13 protein-coding genes are annotated in these 14,371 nt (G+C 60.3%); 10 read left to right on the forward strand and 3 right to left on the reverse strand.

Features of this window, described 5'->3' with window-relative positions; all coding sequences use genetic code 11:
• The coding region (locus AC5JJ6_RS19505; RefSeq protein ID WP_496043651.1) for a Uma2 family endonuclease at window positions 1-283 on the forward strand (283 nt) is incomplete at its 5' end.
• Between the two features lie 591 nt (window positions 284-874).
• Here the strand turns inward: AC5JJ6_RS19505 and AC5JJ6_RS19510 are convergent.
• The 3 genes from AC5JJ6_RS19510 to AC5JJ6_RS19520 form a co-directional block, all read right to left on the reverse strand.
• On the reverse strand, window positions 875-1,093 hold the full coding sequence (locus AC5JJ6_RS19510; protein ID WP_496043652.1) for a hypothetical protein: 219 nt from the start codon (window positions 1,091-1,093) through the stop codon (window positions 875-877).
• 1,092 nt (window positions 1,094-2,185) lie between these two features.
• Complete coding sequence (locus tag AC5JJ6_RS19515; RefSeq protein ID WP_496043653.1) at window positions 2,186-3,550, reverse strand: ISKra4 family transposase; 1,365 nt, start codon at window positions 3,548-3,550, stop codon at window positions 2,186-2,188.
• An 84-nt stretch (window positions 3,551-3,634) separates the two neighbouring features.
• Complete coding sequence (locus tag AC5JJ6_RS19520) at window positions 3,635-3,898, reverse strand: hypothetical protein (RefSeq protein ID WP_496043654.1); 264 nt, start codon at window positions 3,896-3,898, stop codon at window positions 3,635-3,637.
• A gap of 158 nt (window positions 3,899-4,056) precedes the next feature.
• Between AC5JJ6_RS19520 and AC5JJ6_RS19525 the strand changes: the two genes are divergently transcribed.
• From AC5JJ6_RS19525 to AC5JJ6_RS19565, 9 genes are all read left to right on the forward strand, one after another.
• Window positions 4,057-5,535, forward strand: coding sequence for a glycosyl transferase family protein (locus AC5JJ6_RS19525; protein WP_496043655.1), 1,479 nt, complete (start codon window positions 4,057-4,059; stop codon window positions 5,533-5,535).
• 355 nt (window positions 5,536-5,890) lie between these two features.
• Complete coding sequence (locus AC5JJ6_RS19530; protein WP_496043656.1) at window positions 5,891-8,176, forward strand: TonB-dependent receptor; 2,286 nt, start codon at window positions 5,891-5,893, stop codon at window positions 8,174-8,176.
• A gap of 60 nt (window positions 8,177-8,236) precedes the next feature.
• Window positions 8,237-8,923 (forward strand): Fe2+-dependent dioxygenase, encoded by a 687-nt coding sequence (locus AC5JJ6_RS19535; RefSeq protein ID WP_496043657.1) that lies wholly within the window; start codon window positions 8,237-8,239, stop codon window positions 8,921-8,923.
• 116 nt (window positions 8,924-9,039) lie between these two features.
• Window positions 9,040-9,624, forward strand: coding sequence for a tetratricopeptide repeat protein (locus tag AC5JJ6_RS19540; protein WP_496043658.1), 585 nt, complete (start codon window positions 9,040-9,042; stop codon window positions 9,622-9,624).
• Entirely contained in the window at window positions 9,621-10,715 is a 1,095-nt protein-coding gene (locus AC5JJ6_RS19545) for an alpha-hydroxy acid oxidase (protein ID WP_496043659.1), read from the forward strand. Before AC5JJ6_RS19540 ends, AC5JJ6_RS19545 begins: the two co-directional genes overlap by 4 nt.
• Window positions 10,716-11,045: 330 nt before the next feature.
• Window positions 11,046-11,984, forward strand: coding sequence for a siderophore ABC transporter substrate-binding protein (locus AC5JJ6_RS19550; protein ID WP_496043660.1), 939 nt, complete (start codon window positions 11,046-11,048; stop codon window positions 11,982-11,984).
• An 18-nt stretch (window positions 11,985-12,002) separates the two neighbouring features.
• The gene (locus tag AC5JJ6_RS19555; protein ID WP_496043661.1) at window positions 12,003-12,965 is read left to right on the forward strand and encodes an ABC transporter permease; all 963 of its coding nucleotides are present in this window, start codon (window positions 12,003-12,005) and stop codon (window positions 12,963-12,965) included.
• Complete coding sequence (locus AC5JJ6_RS19560; protein ID WP_496043662.1) at window positions 12,955-13,923, forward strand: iron chelate uptake ABC transporter family permease subunit; 969 nt, start codon at window positions 12,955-12,957, stop codon at window positions 13,921-13,923. Before AC5JJ6_RS19555 ends, AC5JJ6_RS19560 begins: the two co-directional genes overlap by 11 nt.
• On the forward strand, window positions 13,920-14,371 hold a 452-nt coding region (locus AC5JJ6_RS19565; protein WP_496043663.1), incomplete at its 3' end, for an ATP-binding cassette domain-containing protein. The genes AC5JJ6_RS19560 and AC5JJ6_RS19565, both read left to right, overlap by 4 nt.

Raw genomic sequence — 14,371 nt, forward strand, 5'->3', positions numbered from 1 at the left:
CCCGCCGCTCCCCGATGACGCCACGGCCGCCACCAATCCCGTAATTGTTGTCGAGGTCCTGTCTCCCGGGACCAAGGGTGTCGACACGGGAGCCAAGCTGGATGGTTACTTCCGCGTTCCCAGCATCATCCACTACCTCATCGTGCTGACCGCCAGGCGGGGCGTGATTCACCATCGACGAGCTCCGGATGGCAACATCGACACCCACATTGTCTCAAGCGGAAGGATCGCACTGGACCCGCCGGGAATTGCCTTTGACATCGACGAACTCTACGGACGCTGAAGCGGAAATGCGCTTTTCCAAACCGGGGAATTTACCCTGGCTTAATGCCATCATCCCGTCTGGTAAGTCACAGCGGCCCGCCATCTCCCGAAATGCGGGTCGCTGTTGTGTCTGGGTCAGCGCTCGACCCGATCGACAAAAACGACTTGGCACGGATCGTTCATCGTGTACCGCTTGGAGCACCGAACCAACACATGGCGAAGCTCCGGCATATTCATGTCAGCGCCATGCTGATCTACTAGCCGCTGCGTGTGGTACTGACCCAGTCGCTGGCACTTCTCACACTTGATCCGGACGAGAGGGAGCGGCCACTCCCCCAATACCCATGTTCCGCGGGTGACCATCGGTTCTCGTCTACGATTAACCAAATGCTAATTCCTGTCAGCTGAGGTCGCCACCGAGCGGTCGACCAATTCGCCTACGATGGAACGTCAATAGCCTTCGCAGGGAACCGCCTGCAAGCCGGTCAGAGAGCTGTCTGATAGCAGTAACTTCGAACCGGCTGAAAATGGGTGGAAGGCTGTTGATGCCCAAAACAGCGATTTCGTAACGGTTTTCTTGGTGGTCTCTCCTGACTACCAAGGCGATACCCTACCGGCGAAATATCTTCCTCTCTGCTTTTAGCCTTTTCCTGATCTGCGCTTCTATGCGCTCGGCTATCAGTTCATCCGCCTTGATCATGGTCTCGGCGAGTTCTTGGCGCACGAGCAGCAGATCCTGAATGTCCCCTGTCAGTACCGCCTGCGCGTAAGCCGGTGCCAGTACGCGGCTCCGCTCGATCAGTCGGTGTCGTGCGTCGATGCCGTTCATATCTCCCCCGTTTTACAATGCGGTGGTCGTTTAGCAACGGGCAATTGCTTGAGCAATGTTTTCCATAATGTACTAATGGTCATAACCATGTGAGCCAAGTGGTTGCTTGCTCAGTTGGTAGGTGGTGGTTGGCCTCCTCCCTGGCGTCCATTCCTGTAAGAGCACCTGCGCTACCATCGCGGCTACCGTCTTGCAGCATGTAGCCTTGTCGTGGATTGCCGCATAGGTCTTGGCGTCCAGATCGACAACGACCTACGTTGGGCCGATCACCCCCAATCAGTTGTCGACCGACATGGCCTCGTCCATCCACCCCCAGGCCGGGCGGAAACGACTCCGATGTGGAGCGATAAACTCACGCGATCCGGGAAACTGCTAAGATCACAGGCGAAAAGCCCCTGAAACCCACCGGCTAAGGGATGATATGGAAGATGGCAAAGACAGCTCGCTCATATAAAACCAGCTAAAACCATCGAGGATCCAACATCAAGGAGAATATTCTTATAACCAGATGAATGATGTCTCAATATGCGGTGGGTTCTTAATCAACAGGATCGCGACTATGGTTTACGTCGCCATGGCTGCGGGCCAACGGTGCCAGCGATCGGAATGAAAGGACGGACGGGCCAGCCTGCTTGACCTCGCGCAAAGCATGTCGATCATGGGCCCACGGTGGCTCTCTGTCGGGAATTTGCCGGCAATGGTGCTCAAGCTTGGGGACGTTTCCTGCCAAAGGCGAAAAAAAGCGCTCTGGTAGGCCGAAAAGGGCACCATGGGACTACCCCCATGCCGACCCCCTTTGCCTCACCAGTGAGCTTCCTACGAACTTCTAGGGGCATGATCGGCGTGGGGGCTGGGAGGTAACAGAACCGGCGACAACTTCGCAGTGCATTTCAAACAAAATAAAATAAAATTTATAAAAACACAACACAACACATGTTAGTGTTCTTATGTTCAACAGTTATTGTTCTAGAGCCGATTTTCTGTTTATAATCAATGGGTTATAGGGTGTTATTGTGCCAAATCGGATGGAGCTATTGTGCCAAATCGGATGACCTGACCAGCCCTTCTATGGGATTGCCGAGCGATTGGGGGTCAGGCCGCCATGGCCAGCTCTGAGGCGGGATCGACGGCCTGGAACAGCTGGCCGAAGCTGGACCCGAGTTTGCCATTGAAGCCGGCGCAACGAACCTGAAGCAGGAGATCGGCGCCACGGCGGGACCATCGCATCTGCTGGGATTTGTTCATGCGGCGGTTGACCAGGAAGTTCGCGGTTCCTTCGGTGAGCGATGTGCCGATCCGTAAACCGGCGCGATGGCGTTCAGCATAGTTGATCAGCCAGGCCCTTTGACTGGTGAGGTAGCGGTCGATCTCGCGCAGCGCCGTCCACAGCCGGCGTGACGATGGATCCTTCTTTCGGCCGCTCTGTTCGCCCTGGAAGACTGGCATGACGGCGCGGATGCGCTCGATTGTGACCTTGGCATCCTTTGCCTTGCCGTTCCAGATGCGCCAGTGCAGGCGGTCAACCTCCGCAACGATCACGGCCCTGGCGTTCTCCTGCTCCGGCGTCTCGGCCGGCAGAGTGCCCGCGGTCTTCCCGGCATGCTGAAGCCGCATGGCAATGTGGAACCAGTCGAGGCCCGGCGGCTTGGTGACGCCAGCCTTGACCAGGATCGAGCGCAGACCGGAACAGCCGTCGGTAAATGCCGTCAGTTCGGTTTCGTCGGTGTGGCCGACTTCCTTGAGGCCGCGCCGGATCAGCGCTGTGATCGAAGTGTCTGTTTTCGTGACCGCAGCGAACACCTGCCGGCTGCCGTCAGGTGTTTCGACATTTCCAAGGTGAATTTCGAGATGACGCTGACCCGCCTCGCAGCTCCGGATGAAGGTTGAATCAAGGGTCAATGTGATCGCGGTGGCCGCCGTTGCCGGCTCAGTCGCAGCGGCGTCCCGCAGTTCCGCGCCGACCTTGAGCGTGCAGGCGCGCAGGGTTTCGCGGTCAATCCCAGCATCGATCGGCAGAAGGTGTTCGAGCACGCCGGCGGCGACCCGGTAGGGCATACAGGCGGAAAACTGCGCCCGGACCTGATCGAGTTCAGGTGTCGAGCGGCAATGCGCCGGCCAGCCGTGGCCAGCCTCCACGCCGCCGCAACCGGCACAGTGGAAGCGGGGCAGCCGGAGCATGACCTGACCGAACAGGGTGGCGATCTGGTGAGGCCTGTAGTCCTTGACATGGCAGGGGATGGTGCAGGTTCGGCAGTCCGGCCGTCGGACCGCATGATCCCGGCTCTGAGCCGTGACGATTTCCTGTTGGACCAGAGCCACAAGCCGCTTGCCCTGCGCCAGGGTCAACCCCAGACCCGCGATGTCGCTGAGATCACTGGGGCAATCGAGCGCCATCACGTCGACGCTTCGGCTCGACCCATCGATCCCGGTTTCCACCAGGCGCAAAACCCACCCCATTCCTGATCCCCAACCAGCCATAAAGTCGGTCGGTCATACCCTATTCACCACTGCACCCCCAATCGCTCGACAGTCCCTCCATCGTCACGCCGGCTCTGGACAGCGCTGGGCGAGATCGACCGTTATCTGACCAGCCAGAGCGCCTGGCTGGTCAATTATGCCGAGCGCCATCGGGCTGGTTTGCGGGTCGGCACAGCGCTCACCGAAGGCACCGCCAACTTCCTGGTCAACCGCCGCATGAACAAATCCCAGCAGATGCGATGGTCCCGCCGTGGCGCCGATCTCCTGCTTCAGGTCCGTTGCGCTGGCTATGACCCGCAAGACATGCTCGTAGGAAATGTAAGCCACCGCAGCCACTTCGTTTAGCCATGCACAATTAAAGGACGGGCACCGGCTAACTTGATGACATTGTATCTCGTATTGCGCAATATCGCGACTGCATATCATTATCACCTCAGCATCATCGCCGCTAAACCATGCAGTTGCTGTAGAACCGAAAGCGAACAATGGGTAAAATCAATGATCTTCCAACCACGCCGTGCCTGGAGAAGCTCAAATCCAGACGAACGGGCGATAAGTTGGTGCGAGGACGATTGATCATTGCATTGAACGCCCTGCTGTCGAAACGAAACGTCACGTTGGCGGCTAAGCATCTGGGGCTTCAGACATCAGCTCTCAGCCGCCTGCTAGGGCAATTGCGCGAAGAGCTGGGCGATCCGCTATTTGTCCGCACAGGGCGCGGCCTCGTTCCCACTCCATTTGCTGAAGCTCTGCGTCCCAAAGTCCAGGCGCTCGCCATGGAGATCGATGCCGTGTTCGACGTGAAGACGGGCGACGTGCCGCAGGAGGCACAGTTAGATCCGCAGTGGAACGTGCCGCGTGTTCTCCCCACACCGCCCCTGAAGGTTAGGTCAGCCAATCTGCTCGACGGGCAGCCCACGCCATCCGAACTGTTGGCGAAGTTGGATAGCATCGGACAGGATGCCCCCGCCCATGATAGGCTTGCGCGGCACATCGGCGTGCTTGGGATTGCCGGAGGTGGGCATGGCCGCCCCTTGACCACCGACGAAGCCGAAGAAGCGATGGGGATCATCCTGGCGGGTAATGCAGACCCGGTGCAAATCGGCGCTCTGCTCGGCATGGTTCGAATGCGCGGGGCAACTGCGCCGGAACTTGCGGGTTTTGTGCGGGCAATGCATACCCATGTGGCAGCCAGACTCGGCAGGACGCTCCAGGCAGACGTTGATTGGCCGTGTTTCACCTCGCCCAACTACCATAATCCGCCATGGTTCTTTCATGCGGCCCGTTTGGTGGCGCAGGCGGGTTATCGGGTCGTACTTCATGGCAATACCGGAGGAGGCGCCACTGCCGGCCGGTATGATGTCCTTGCCGCAGCTTTGCAAATTCCGGTAGGCAGGACGGCTGACGAAATTGTGTCGGCTCTGGTACGGGAAAAGATCGTTTACATCCCTCTCGCCGATCTGGCTCCTCAGATTCACAGGCTCATCGGCCTGCACCGTCTGACGCAGATCCGCTCGGTGGCGTTCGAGGCAGTTCACATGCTCAAGCCGGTCGACAGCAGGACCAGCCTGCTTGGTGTGGCGAAGCCATCGTATAAGGAATTGCATCGCGACACTGCTAAAATCCTGGAATGGAAGAACATGGTAGTGCTGGGCAATGTCCGCGACGTTGCCCAGTTCAGTCCCTTCCGTCGGACCACCATGCACCGCCTCGTCAATGGTGAAGCGCATGATCTCGTGTTCCCGGCGCGCATGGCCGAACCTCCAGCCACCCCTCGGCCACGCGTGACCAGCCTGGAGTACTGGCAAGGGGTGTGGACCGGAGCGACCCGAGACGCCAGGGCGGAGCGGATCATCACCGGCACTGCTGCTTTCGCGCTCTTTTCCATTCCCAGCATCGAGGGGATGAGCTTCGACGAGGCATGGCAGCAAGCGGAGCTGCTTTGGAAGACCAGACATACATGATGGCCTGACGTCACTGCGAGTAATTATTAATATCGATGTGCTTTTAATGCAACAGTCTGGTAGTTGCACCTTTCCCCAACCCTTGAGACCGCTGCAACAAACAGCATTTGTTTGGCCTTAACCTTTGAAAATAAAGCAATAATCATCTCCCTGCGGCCTGTCCCACTCAAGCTCACTCAACACTTGCCTAGCTTTATGAGCGCATCGCAGCACCTTTTGCCATACCCACGCCACGCGCGATTTTTGCAATTTAGAATGCTTCTAAATCTCAGCTCTTGCTGGCGAAAACGGTACGGTTAGTAGAAGGCCCAGTATTGATCGTCACACCTGCCGTGGCGAATTCCGGGAGAGTTCTATGCGACAAACCACCGCCCCTATTTGCCTCAGGCCCGTGCTCACTGGTGCCGCGACTGCCAGTCTGGCCATGACCTTCTCTACCTTTCCGATGGCGGCGGACGCACAGACGAACGCTTCGGGAAATGGGGAAGTGCCGGGCACTTCGTCCGATGACATTCTTATCCTCGATCCAGTCAACGTGGTGGGCGCCGACGCTCCGGTGCCGGGCAACGTCAATGCTGCGCCCACCGGCGTCTCCCGCCTCCCCGAAACGGTGAAGGAGACGCCTCGTGTCGTTAACGTCGTGCCGCAGGAAATCATTGAACAGCAGCGCGCTACCTCGCTGGAACAGACCCTGAGGAACGTTCCCGGCATCACTGTCTCGACCGGTGAAGGCAATGGTGGACAGAGCGGCGACCAGTTCCGCATCCGCGGCCTGACCGCCCGCGGTGATATCTATCTGGATGGTCTGAAAGATTTCGGCGTCTACACTCATGACGTTTTCAATACTGAGGCCGTCCAGGTCTTCAAAGGACCGACCGGGAGCGGCTTTGGCGTCGGCAACTCCGGCGGCGTCATCAACCAGACAACAAAGAAGGCGAACCTGAAGAGCCAGACGGGTGTCGAACAGTCCATCGGTTCGGGTCCCGTCTACCGCACCACCATCGATGTCAACCAGCCGATCAGCGATACGGCCGCGCTGCGGGTAAATGGCCTTTACCACAACCAGGACGTCGCAGATCGCGACGAGGCCGAAGTCGACCGCAAAGGCTTGGCCGTAGACTTCGGTCTGGGCCTGGGAACCTCGACCACCTGGCACCTCAACTACATCTATCTGAACGGCAAGAAGACTCCCGATATGGGGCAACCGATGGTCCTGGGGAGCGATGGCGTCTATCGCCCCGCAGCGGAATTCGGCTTGGATCGATCCACCTCTTACATCCGCAATCTCGACCGCGACGACACGGAAAACCACATACTGACCTCTACCCTTTCCCACGAGGTGAATAACAGCCTGTCCTTTTACAACGACACGCGGTGGAGCCATTACGAGCGTGATTTCGCCGCCACCAACCCTGCGGCATTGAGTGCTGCCAGCAGCGCGCTCTTTCTGAGCGGCGGAGATCCGGCACTGACATACGGTGCCGGCGGCGGCATGGCCTTCGAGCAGGAAGGCTGGGGCGTTCAGAACATTGCCGGCACCAAGATAGAGGGCAATCTGTTCGGCCTGCGGCACAAGGCGAACGGCGGCATCGATTTCAACTATCAAAAGGATGAACGCCAGTCCGGTAGCTGGAATAACCGCACCGCAAATCAGACCGTGCGGAATCCCATCCACAGCTATTCCGCCAACACGTTCATCACCTATCCCCCAGAAGGTGGCCGCGAAGCCAGTGTCACCAACACCGGGGTTTTCCTCACTGACCGCGTGTGGCTGCTTGATCAGGTCTCGGTACAGGCCGGTGTACGTTGGGATTATTTCCGCACCACCTTCAGTTCGGACAACCCAACCATCGCCGGCGGCGAGGCCACCGAAACTACCTGGAGTCCCTCGGTCAGCCTGATCTACGAACCAACCGCCGAATCGTCACTCTATCTATCCTATTCCCGCTCCTACAAACCGATCGGCACCGATATCGCCGCGGCAGTCACTAATGGCACGGCCGAAACGCCGAACTCCGCGCGGAATTTCGACCCCGAACAGACCGACCTATACGAGGTCGGTGGAAAGGCCGATTTTCTGAACGGCCGTCTGGGTGTCAGCGGCTCCGTGTTCCAGATCGACAAAAGCAACACCTACTCAGTCGATCCGACCACCGGGACGATCACCGAGGGCTTCTCGGAAGCTGGCCTCGGCGTTCGCGTCAGGGGCATTGAAGCGAGCGTGAGCGGCAAACTGACTTCGGCGTGGAACGTCTACACCAACTACGCATTCCTGAGCGGCGAGGTGACCGAGTCCAGGACCAATCCGGACGTCGTCGGCAACGACGCCGCCAACGTGCCAAGGCACAACGCAAGCCTTTGGACGACCTACGAATTCGACGCTGGCTTGCCGGGTACGTTCATGGTCGGCGGTGGTATCCAGTACGCATCGGAATATTGGTCGGACAGCGCCAACACCGCCCGTATCCCTGACACCTATTCCCTGGATGCCCTCATATCCTACGAGTATCGGGATATCTCGGTGGCGCTCAACGGGTTCAACCTGAGTGACCATCGAAACTACAACTCGGCGTTCAATGCCGTCCGCGCGGTGCCTGCGTCGGGTCGGACCTTCATGTTGACAGCCGGCGTCACGTTCTGATTGCCATGGCCGAACCGTCCTCACAAGCGGTCCGGCCGGTTCTTCTACGAGGAAACGCTCTTGCTGTTACAGATTCCGGACATTCTCACCGCTGAAGAGGTGGCGCATTGCCGGTCGGTGCTGGAAGCCTCGCCCTGGGTCGACGGTCGTGTCACGGCGGGCGCCCAAGCAGCGCAGGCCAAGTTCAATCTGCAAATCGCGGAAGATGGCGAGACTGCCCGTGAACTGGGCACCCTCATTCTGAGGGCGCTGGCCCGCAGCCCGGCGTTCAACTCAGCCGTCCTGCCCTTGCGCGTATTGCCGCCCATGTTCAACCGTTATGACCGGAACATGACTTACGGCTCCCATGTCGATAACAGCATCCGCATCATCCCGGGCACCGGCGGCATGCGCATGCGGGCCGATGTTTCCACCACCATCTTCCTCAACGATCCTGAGGACTATGGTGGGGGCGAACTGGTTATCGAGGACACCTACGGCACCAAGCAGATAAAACTGCCGGCAGGGCATGCGGTGGTCTATCCCTCCAGCAGCCTACATCAGGTCAGGCCGGTAACGAGCGGCACCCGCTGGGCGTCGTTCCTATTCGCGCAATCCCTTGTCAAAGATGATGGGTTGCGGACCATGCTCCACGATCTGGACTTGACGATTATCGAGTTGCGCCGCGATCTGGGGGACGAGAACCATGCTGTCCTGTCCCTGGTAAATCACTACCATAATCTTCTTCGCCGCTGGGCGGAGGTATAATGACCGCATTGGATCGTAGACAGTCCCCTGCCACTCCTCCAAGCCCCAGCGGGACCGGCCCAAGCATCACCGACGTCCAGCTTGCATTTGGGCAACTTTGTCTCGACCGGGGCGGATTGGAGCAGGCACAGGCGGCCGATTGGTTCCGGCTCGCAGCACGAGGTGGCGATGCCCGCGCGCTCAATATGCTGGGGCGCTGTCATGAGCGGGGCTGGGGAGTCGTGCCCGATCCAGAACGGGCAGCGGCCTATTACCTGAAAGCGGCGGATCGAGGCGATGTCTGGGCTCTGTTCAACCTGGGCGATCTCTATTGCCGTGGCGAGGGCGTTCCCGCCGACGACGAAGCAGCCTATCGGTTGTACGCCGCAGCGGCCAGGAAAGGCCATGTCAAGGCGCTTAACATGCTGGGCCTTTTTCACGAATGCGGACGGGCCGTGCCGACCGATGAAGCCGTGGCACGAGACTTCTTCAGGGCGGCCGCCGAGGGCGGGGATTGCTGGGGCCAGTTCAACCATGCCCGGATGCTGATCCTTGATGGAGCGCTCGACCAGGCCCTGCCATGGCTCCGACGGGCACTTGAGAACGGTTTTCCCGATTTCTTCCGCAGCATGGCTGCAGCCCTGGCGGCGCATCCTGATCCTAACCTGCAGGTACTGGCCCGGCAGGCATCGGTTCTGGCTGAAAAAGCAGTTCGCCCATGACCGTCCCGCCCGACACCGTATCGCTGTTCGATTACGAGCGCCATTTCGCGTCCCGGGTCGATCCCGCCGTCCGCGCCTATATTGCGGGCGCCGGAGCGGACGGCATTACCCAGCGCGCCAACCGCGAAGCTTACGACCGCCTCCACCTTATGCCCCGAGCCCTACAGGATCTATCCCAGGCGAGCGCTCGCACGGAATTGTTCGGTAAGGCGTTGGCTTATCCGGTCATTGTCGCCCCCGTGGCCTATCATAAACTGGTCCACTTGGATGGCGAACTGGCGACGGTTACAGCTGCGTCCTTGACGCGCACCTGGATGACCGTCAGCACACAGGCCAGCGTCACTTTGGAGGACATCGCCGCAAAGGCGACCTGCCCGCTGTGGTTCCAGCTCTATGCTCAGCCCCGGCGCGACGATACTCTATCGCTGGTCCGGCGAGCCGAGGCCGCAGGTTACAAGGCCATAGTGCTTACCGTCGATGCTCCGGTCAGTGGAATGCGCAATATGGAACAGCGCGCTGGCTTTCGGCTGCCCGACGGTATTTCGCCGGTCAACTTGGCTGGCATGCAACCCGTGAGCTTCGAACCGACTCATCCCGGCAGTCCGGTCTTTCAAGGCATGCTCCATGATGCTCCTACCTGGAAGAGCGTAGAATGGCTATGTTCGGTAACCGAGCTTCCTGTGGTGCTCAAAGGTATCATGAATCCCAACGATGTCGCACCCGCCATCGAAGCCGGAGCCCGTGGTATCATTGTTTCCAACCATGGCGGGCGGACGCTCGACACTCTCCCAGCGACCATTGACGTCTTGCCGTTGGTGGTGGAGAAAGCTGCCGGCTGTCTACCGGTCCTGGTGGATGGCGGTATCCGGCGAGGTACGGACATTCTTAAAGCTGTTGCACTGGGAGCTTCCGCAGTACTGGTAGGCCAACCAGTTCTGCATGCTCTGGCAGTTGGGGGCATGCCAGGCGTGGCCCATATGCTGACGCTCCTGCAAACCGAGTTGGAGGTTGCCATGGCATTGAGTGGGCGCGCACGCCTGGTAGATATTGATCGGTCAGCGATCTGGGCAGATGCCGGAAAATTCCAATGAATAGTGTGTCATGTCCCTATAGGGATCGTCACACCTAGTGAGCTGACACGTGATCTGACGGAATTTGACAAGGTTGTGGAACCGGATACGGAAGGTAGCTGACTGATTGGCGAGGGAGCTGGTTCTGGGTCAGCCTGAACGCGACGTTCTAACCAGCAGCGACCAACACCCGACCATGACTCCAATTACGACTACGACCGAAGCAGATGCGGCAAACAGGTTGCCAGTGCAAATAAGTCGCATTATTAGAGTCTGGTCGGTGTTTCCGATGGTGGAAACAGCCGGAAACCGGGCAAGGTGGCGCCTTCTACGCAATGAATGGGAGACAACATGACTAACGTGACGCGACGCAAATTCACCGTGCTGGCCGCAGCGGCCCTCGGTCTGATGTGCATGGCGCCCCTGCCTGGACATGCCCAGGACATGGCCGTCCGGCATCAGCAGGGCGAAACCGAGGTACCGTCGAACCCCAAGAACGTCCTGGTCTTCGACATGGCGTCCCTCGATACTCTCGACGCGATCGGCGTCAAGGTCACCGGCGTCCCGTCCGGCGCCAAGCCCGACTATCTCGCCAAGTACAACTCTCCCGACTACGTGAAGATCGGCACGATGTTCGAGCCGAACTACGAAGCGGTCAACGCGGAAGAACCCGACCTCGTCATCGTGAGCGGCCGATCGGCCGCCAAGTATCAGGACCTGTCCAAGATAGCGCCGACGATCGATCTCACGACCGGTACCGGCGATTTCATCGCAAGCTCCGTATCCAACGCCCAGACGCTGGGGCATATCTTCGGCAAGGAAGCCGAGGTGCGCCAGCGTGTCGACCAGCTGCAACGCTCGATCGCCGAGCTAAAGACGACGGCATTGAAGGCGGGCAGGGGCCTGCTCGTCCTGACGACCGGGGGCAAGATGAGCGCCTATGGTCCGGGCTCCCGGTTCGGCGCGATCCATACCGAGTTCGGCATAACGCCGGCCGTGGAGAAGCTGGATACCGCCAACCACGGGCAGGCGATCTCGTTCGAATTCATTCTCGAAACGAATCCGGACTGGCTCTTCGTGCTCGATCGCGATGCCGCGATCGGACGCGAAGGGCAGTCGGCCCGTCAGTTCCTGGACAACGACATCGTGCGCCGGACCACCGCCTGGCAAAAGAACCAGGTGGTCTATCTCGACGCCGCGAACTGGTATCTGGTCGGCGGCGGATTGCAGGCGTTGCAGCGGAACGTCGACGGCATCAAGACGGCGCTGTCGGGAAAGCGATCCCAGTAGGACTTGCAGTATCCCTCGATGAAAAGCCTCGCTCTTCCCGCTTGCGGCGTCGGCCTGCTGGCCGTGCTCAGCCTGTTCGTCGGCGTCAGCGACGTGGCGTTCGGCTCACTACTCGACGGAAGCGTTTCCGACGATGCCTTGCAGGTCCTGCTGGTCAGCCGGGTTCCACGCACGCTGGCGCTGGTCCTGGCCGGGGCGGCGATGGCGGTGTCCGGGCTGATCCTCCAGATGCTCGCCCGCAACAAATTCGTCGAGCCATCGACCGCCGGCACCGCCGAATCAGCCATCCTGGGCATCCTGGCGGTGACCCTGCTGGCGCCCGGCATGCCGGTCATGGGCCGGATGCTGGTGGCCAGCGTCTTCGCGCTGGCCGGAACCGGCCTTTTCCTGGCGATCCTGCGGCAGGTCCCGCTGCGGTCGCCGCTGGTCGTGCCGCTGGTCGGCATCATGCTCGGCGGAGTCATCACCGCGGTCACGCAGTTCATCGCCTATCGCTACGACCTGATGCAGTCGGTTAACGCCTGGGAGACGGGCGACTTTTCCGGCGTGCTGCGCGGACGCTACGAACTGCTCTGGATCTCGTTCGGCCTGACCGCCATCGCCTATGTCGCGGCGGACAGGTTCACGGTCGCCGGCATGGGCGAGGACTTCACGACCAATCTCGGCCTCAACTACCGGCGCGTCGTGTCGCTGGGGCTGGTCATCGTGTCGATGGTCACGGCGGCCGTGATCGTGACCTGCGGCATGATACCCTTTCTGGGCCTGATCGTGCCCAACGTCGTCAGCATCCTCCGGGGCGACAACATGCGCCGGTCGCTGCCCTGGGTAGCACTGCTGGGCGCCGGTCTCGTCCTGGCCTGCGACATCGTCGGCCGTCTGGTAATCCGCCCCTATGAAATCCCGATCGGTACGATGATGGGGATCATCGGCAGCGGGGTCTTCCTTTACCTGCTCCTGCGGAAGAACAACCATGCCGCATGACCGCAGCGCACTGTCGCCGAGGGCGGTGCTGATCGTCCTCGCGACGCTCACCGTGGCTGCCATCGTCCTGTTCATGACGCTAGACGCGCGCGGCAAATGGAGCTTCGTGCTGACGTTCCGGGGCACCAAGGTCGCGGCGATGGTGCTGGTCGGCTATTCGATCGCGGTTTCCACCGTCCTGTTCCAGACCATCTCCAACAACCGGATACTGACCCCGTCGATCATGGGGTTCGACTTCCTGTACCGGCTCATCCAGACGAGCCTCGTCTTCTTCCTGGGAGCCGCCGACGTTTCGGCGATGGACCCGCGCCTGCGCTTCCTCGTGGAGATCGCCGTCATGGTGCTGTTCGCGGGGCTGCTTTACCGGTGGCTGTTCTCCGGAGGGCTGCGCAGCCTGCACCTCCTCCTGCTGGTCGGGATCGTGTTCGGCGTCCTGTTCCGCAGTCTCTCCGGCTTCATGCAGCGCATCATCGACCCGAACGAATTCCTGGTCGTCCAGGACCGGCTGTTCGCCAGCTTCAACCGCGTCGATGGCGAATTGCTGGCCATCTCGGCGGTCATCGTCCTGGCGGTTTCCGCCGTCGGGTGGCGGTGGATCAGGGTCTTCGACGTCCTGGCGCTCGGGCGCGACGCCGCGATCGGCCTGGGCGTCGAACACCGCCGTCTGGTGACCGGCGTCCTGGTGATCGTGGCCATCCTGGTTTCCGTCTCGACCGCTCTCGTCGGTCCGGTCACCTTCTTCGGGCTGCTGGTCGCGAACCTGGGCTACATGCTGATCCGGTCGCACCGGCACGACTTGATCCTGCCCGCGTCCGTCCTGGTCGCGATCCTGACGCTGACCGGCGGTCAGCTCGTGCTCGAACGGGTTTTCGCCTTCGATACGGCGCTCAGCATCGTCATCGAATTCCTGGGCGGGATCTTCTTCCTGTTTCTTCTTGTGCGTGGATCGGCCCGATGATCGAAGCGAAAAGCGTCAGCAAATCCTATGGCGATACGCTGGTCTTGGACGACGTGACGCTCGACCTGCCGGCCGGCGGGGTGATCTCGATCATCGGACCGAACGGCGCCGGCAAATCGACGTTGCTGTCGATCGTCAGCAGGCTGCTGCCGATGAGTTCGGGCACGGTCACCGTCGACGGAATGGACGTGACCCGGACGCCCGGCGACGTTCTGGCCCGCCGCCTGTCCATCCTGCGCCAGGACAACCAGGTCATGTCGCGCCTGACGGTGCGGGACCTGATCGCGTTCGGCCGCTACCCCTATACCAAGGGGCGTCTGAACGCCGAAGACCGGGAGCATATCGAGCGGGTGACGCGCTATCTGGAACTCGACGGCGTCGCACACCGGTTCCTCGACGAACTTTCCGGCGGCCAGCGGCAGCGGGCCTTCATCGCCATGGTCCTGTG

Source organism: Skermanella sp. (assembly GCF_059503625.1).

Excerpts from the sequence above, each read along its gene's own strand:
- AC5JJ6_RS19510 (WP_496043652.1), bottom strand. The coding sequence starts at position 1,093 with ATGAACGGCATCGACGCACGACACCGACTGATCGAGCGGAGCCGCGTA.
- AC5JJ6_RS19515 (WP_496043653.1), bottom strand. The coding sequence starts at position 3,550 with ATGGGGTGGGTTTTGCGCCTGGTGGAAACCGGGATCGATGGGTCGAGC.
- AC5JJ6_RS19525 (WP_496043655.1), top strand. The coding sequence starts at position 4,057 with ATGGGTAAAATCAATGATCTTCCAACCACGCCGTGCCTGGAGAAGCTC.
- AC5JJ6_RS19530 (WP_496043656.1), top strand. The coding sequence starts at position 5,891 with ATGCGACAAACCACCGCCCCTATTTGCCTCAGGCCCGTGCTCACTGGT.
- AC5JJ6_RS19545 (WP_496043659.1), top strand. The coding sequence starts at position 9,621 with ATGACCGTCCCGCCCGACACCGTATCGCTGTTCGATTACGAGCGCCAT.
- AC5JJ6_RS19550 (WP_496043660.1), top strand. The coding sequence starts at position 11,046 with ATGACTAACGTGACGCGACGCAAATTCACCGTGCTGGCCGCAGCGGCC.
- AC5JJ6_RS19555 (WP_496043661.1), top strand. The coding sequence starts at position 12,003 with ATGAAAAGCCTCGCTCTTCCCGCTTGCGGCGTCGGCCTGCTGGCCGTG.
- AC5JJ6_RS19560 (WP_496043662.1), top strand. The coding sequence starts at position 12,955 with ATGCCGCATGACCGCAGCGCACTGTCGCCGAGGGCGGTGCTGATCGTC.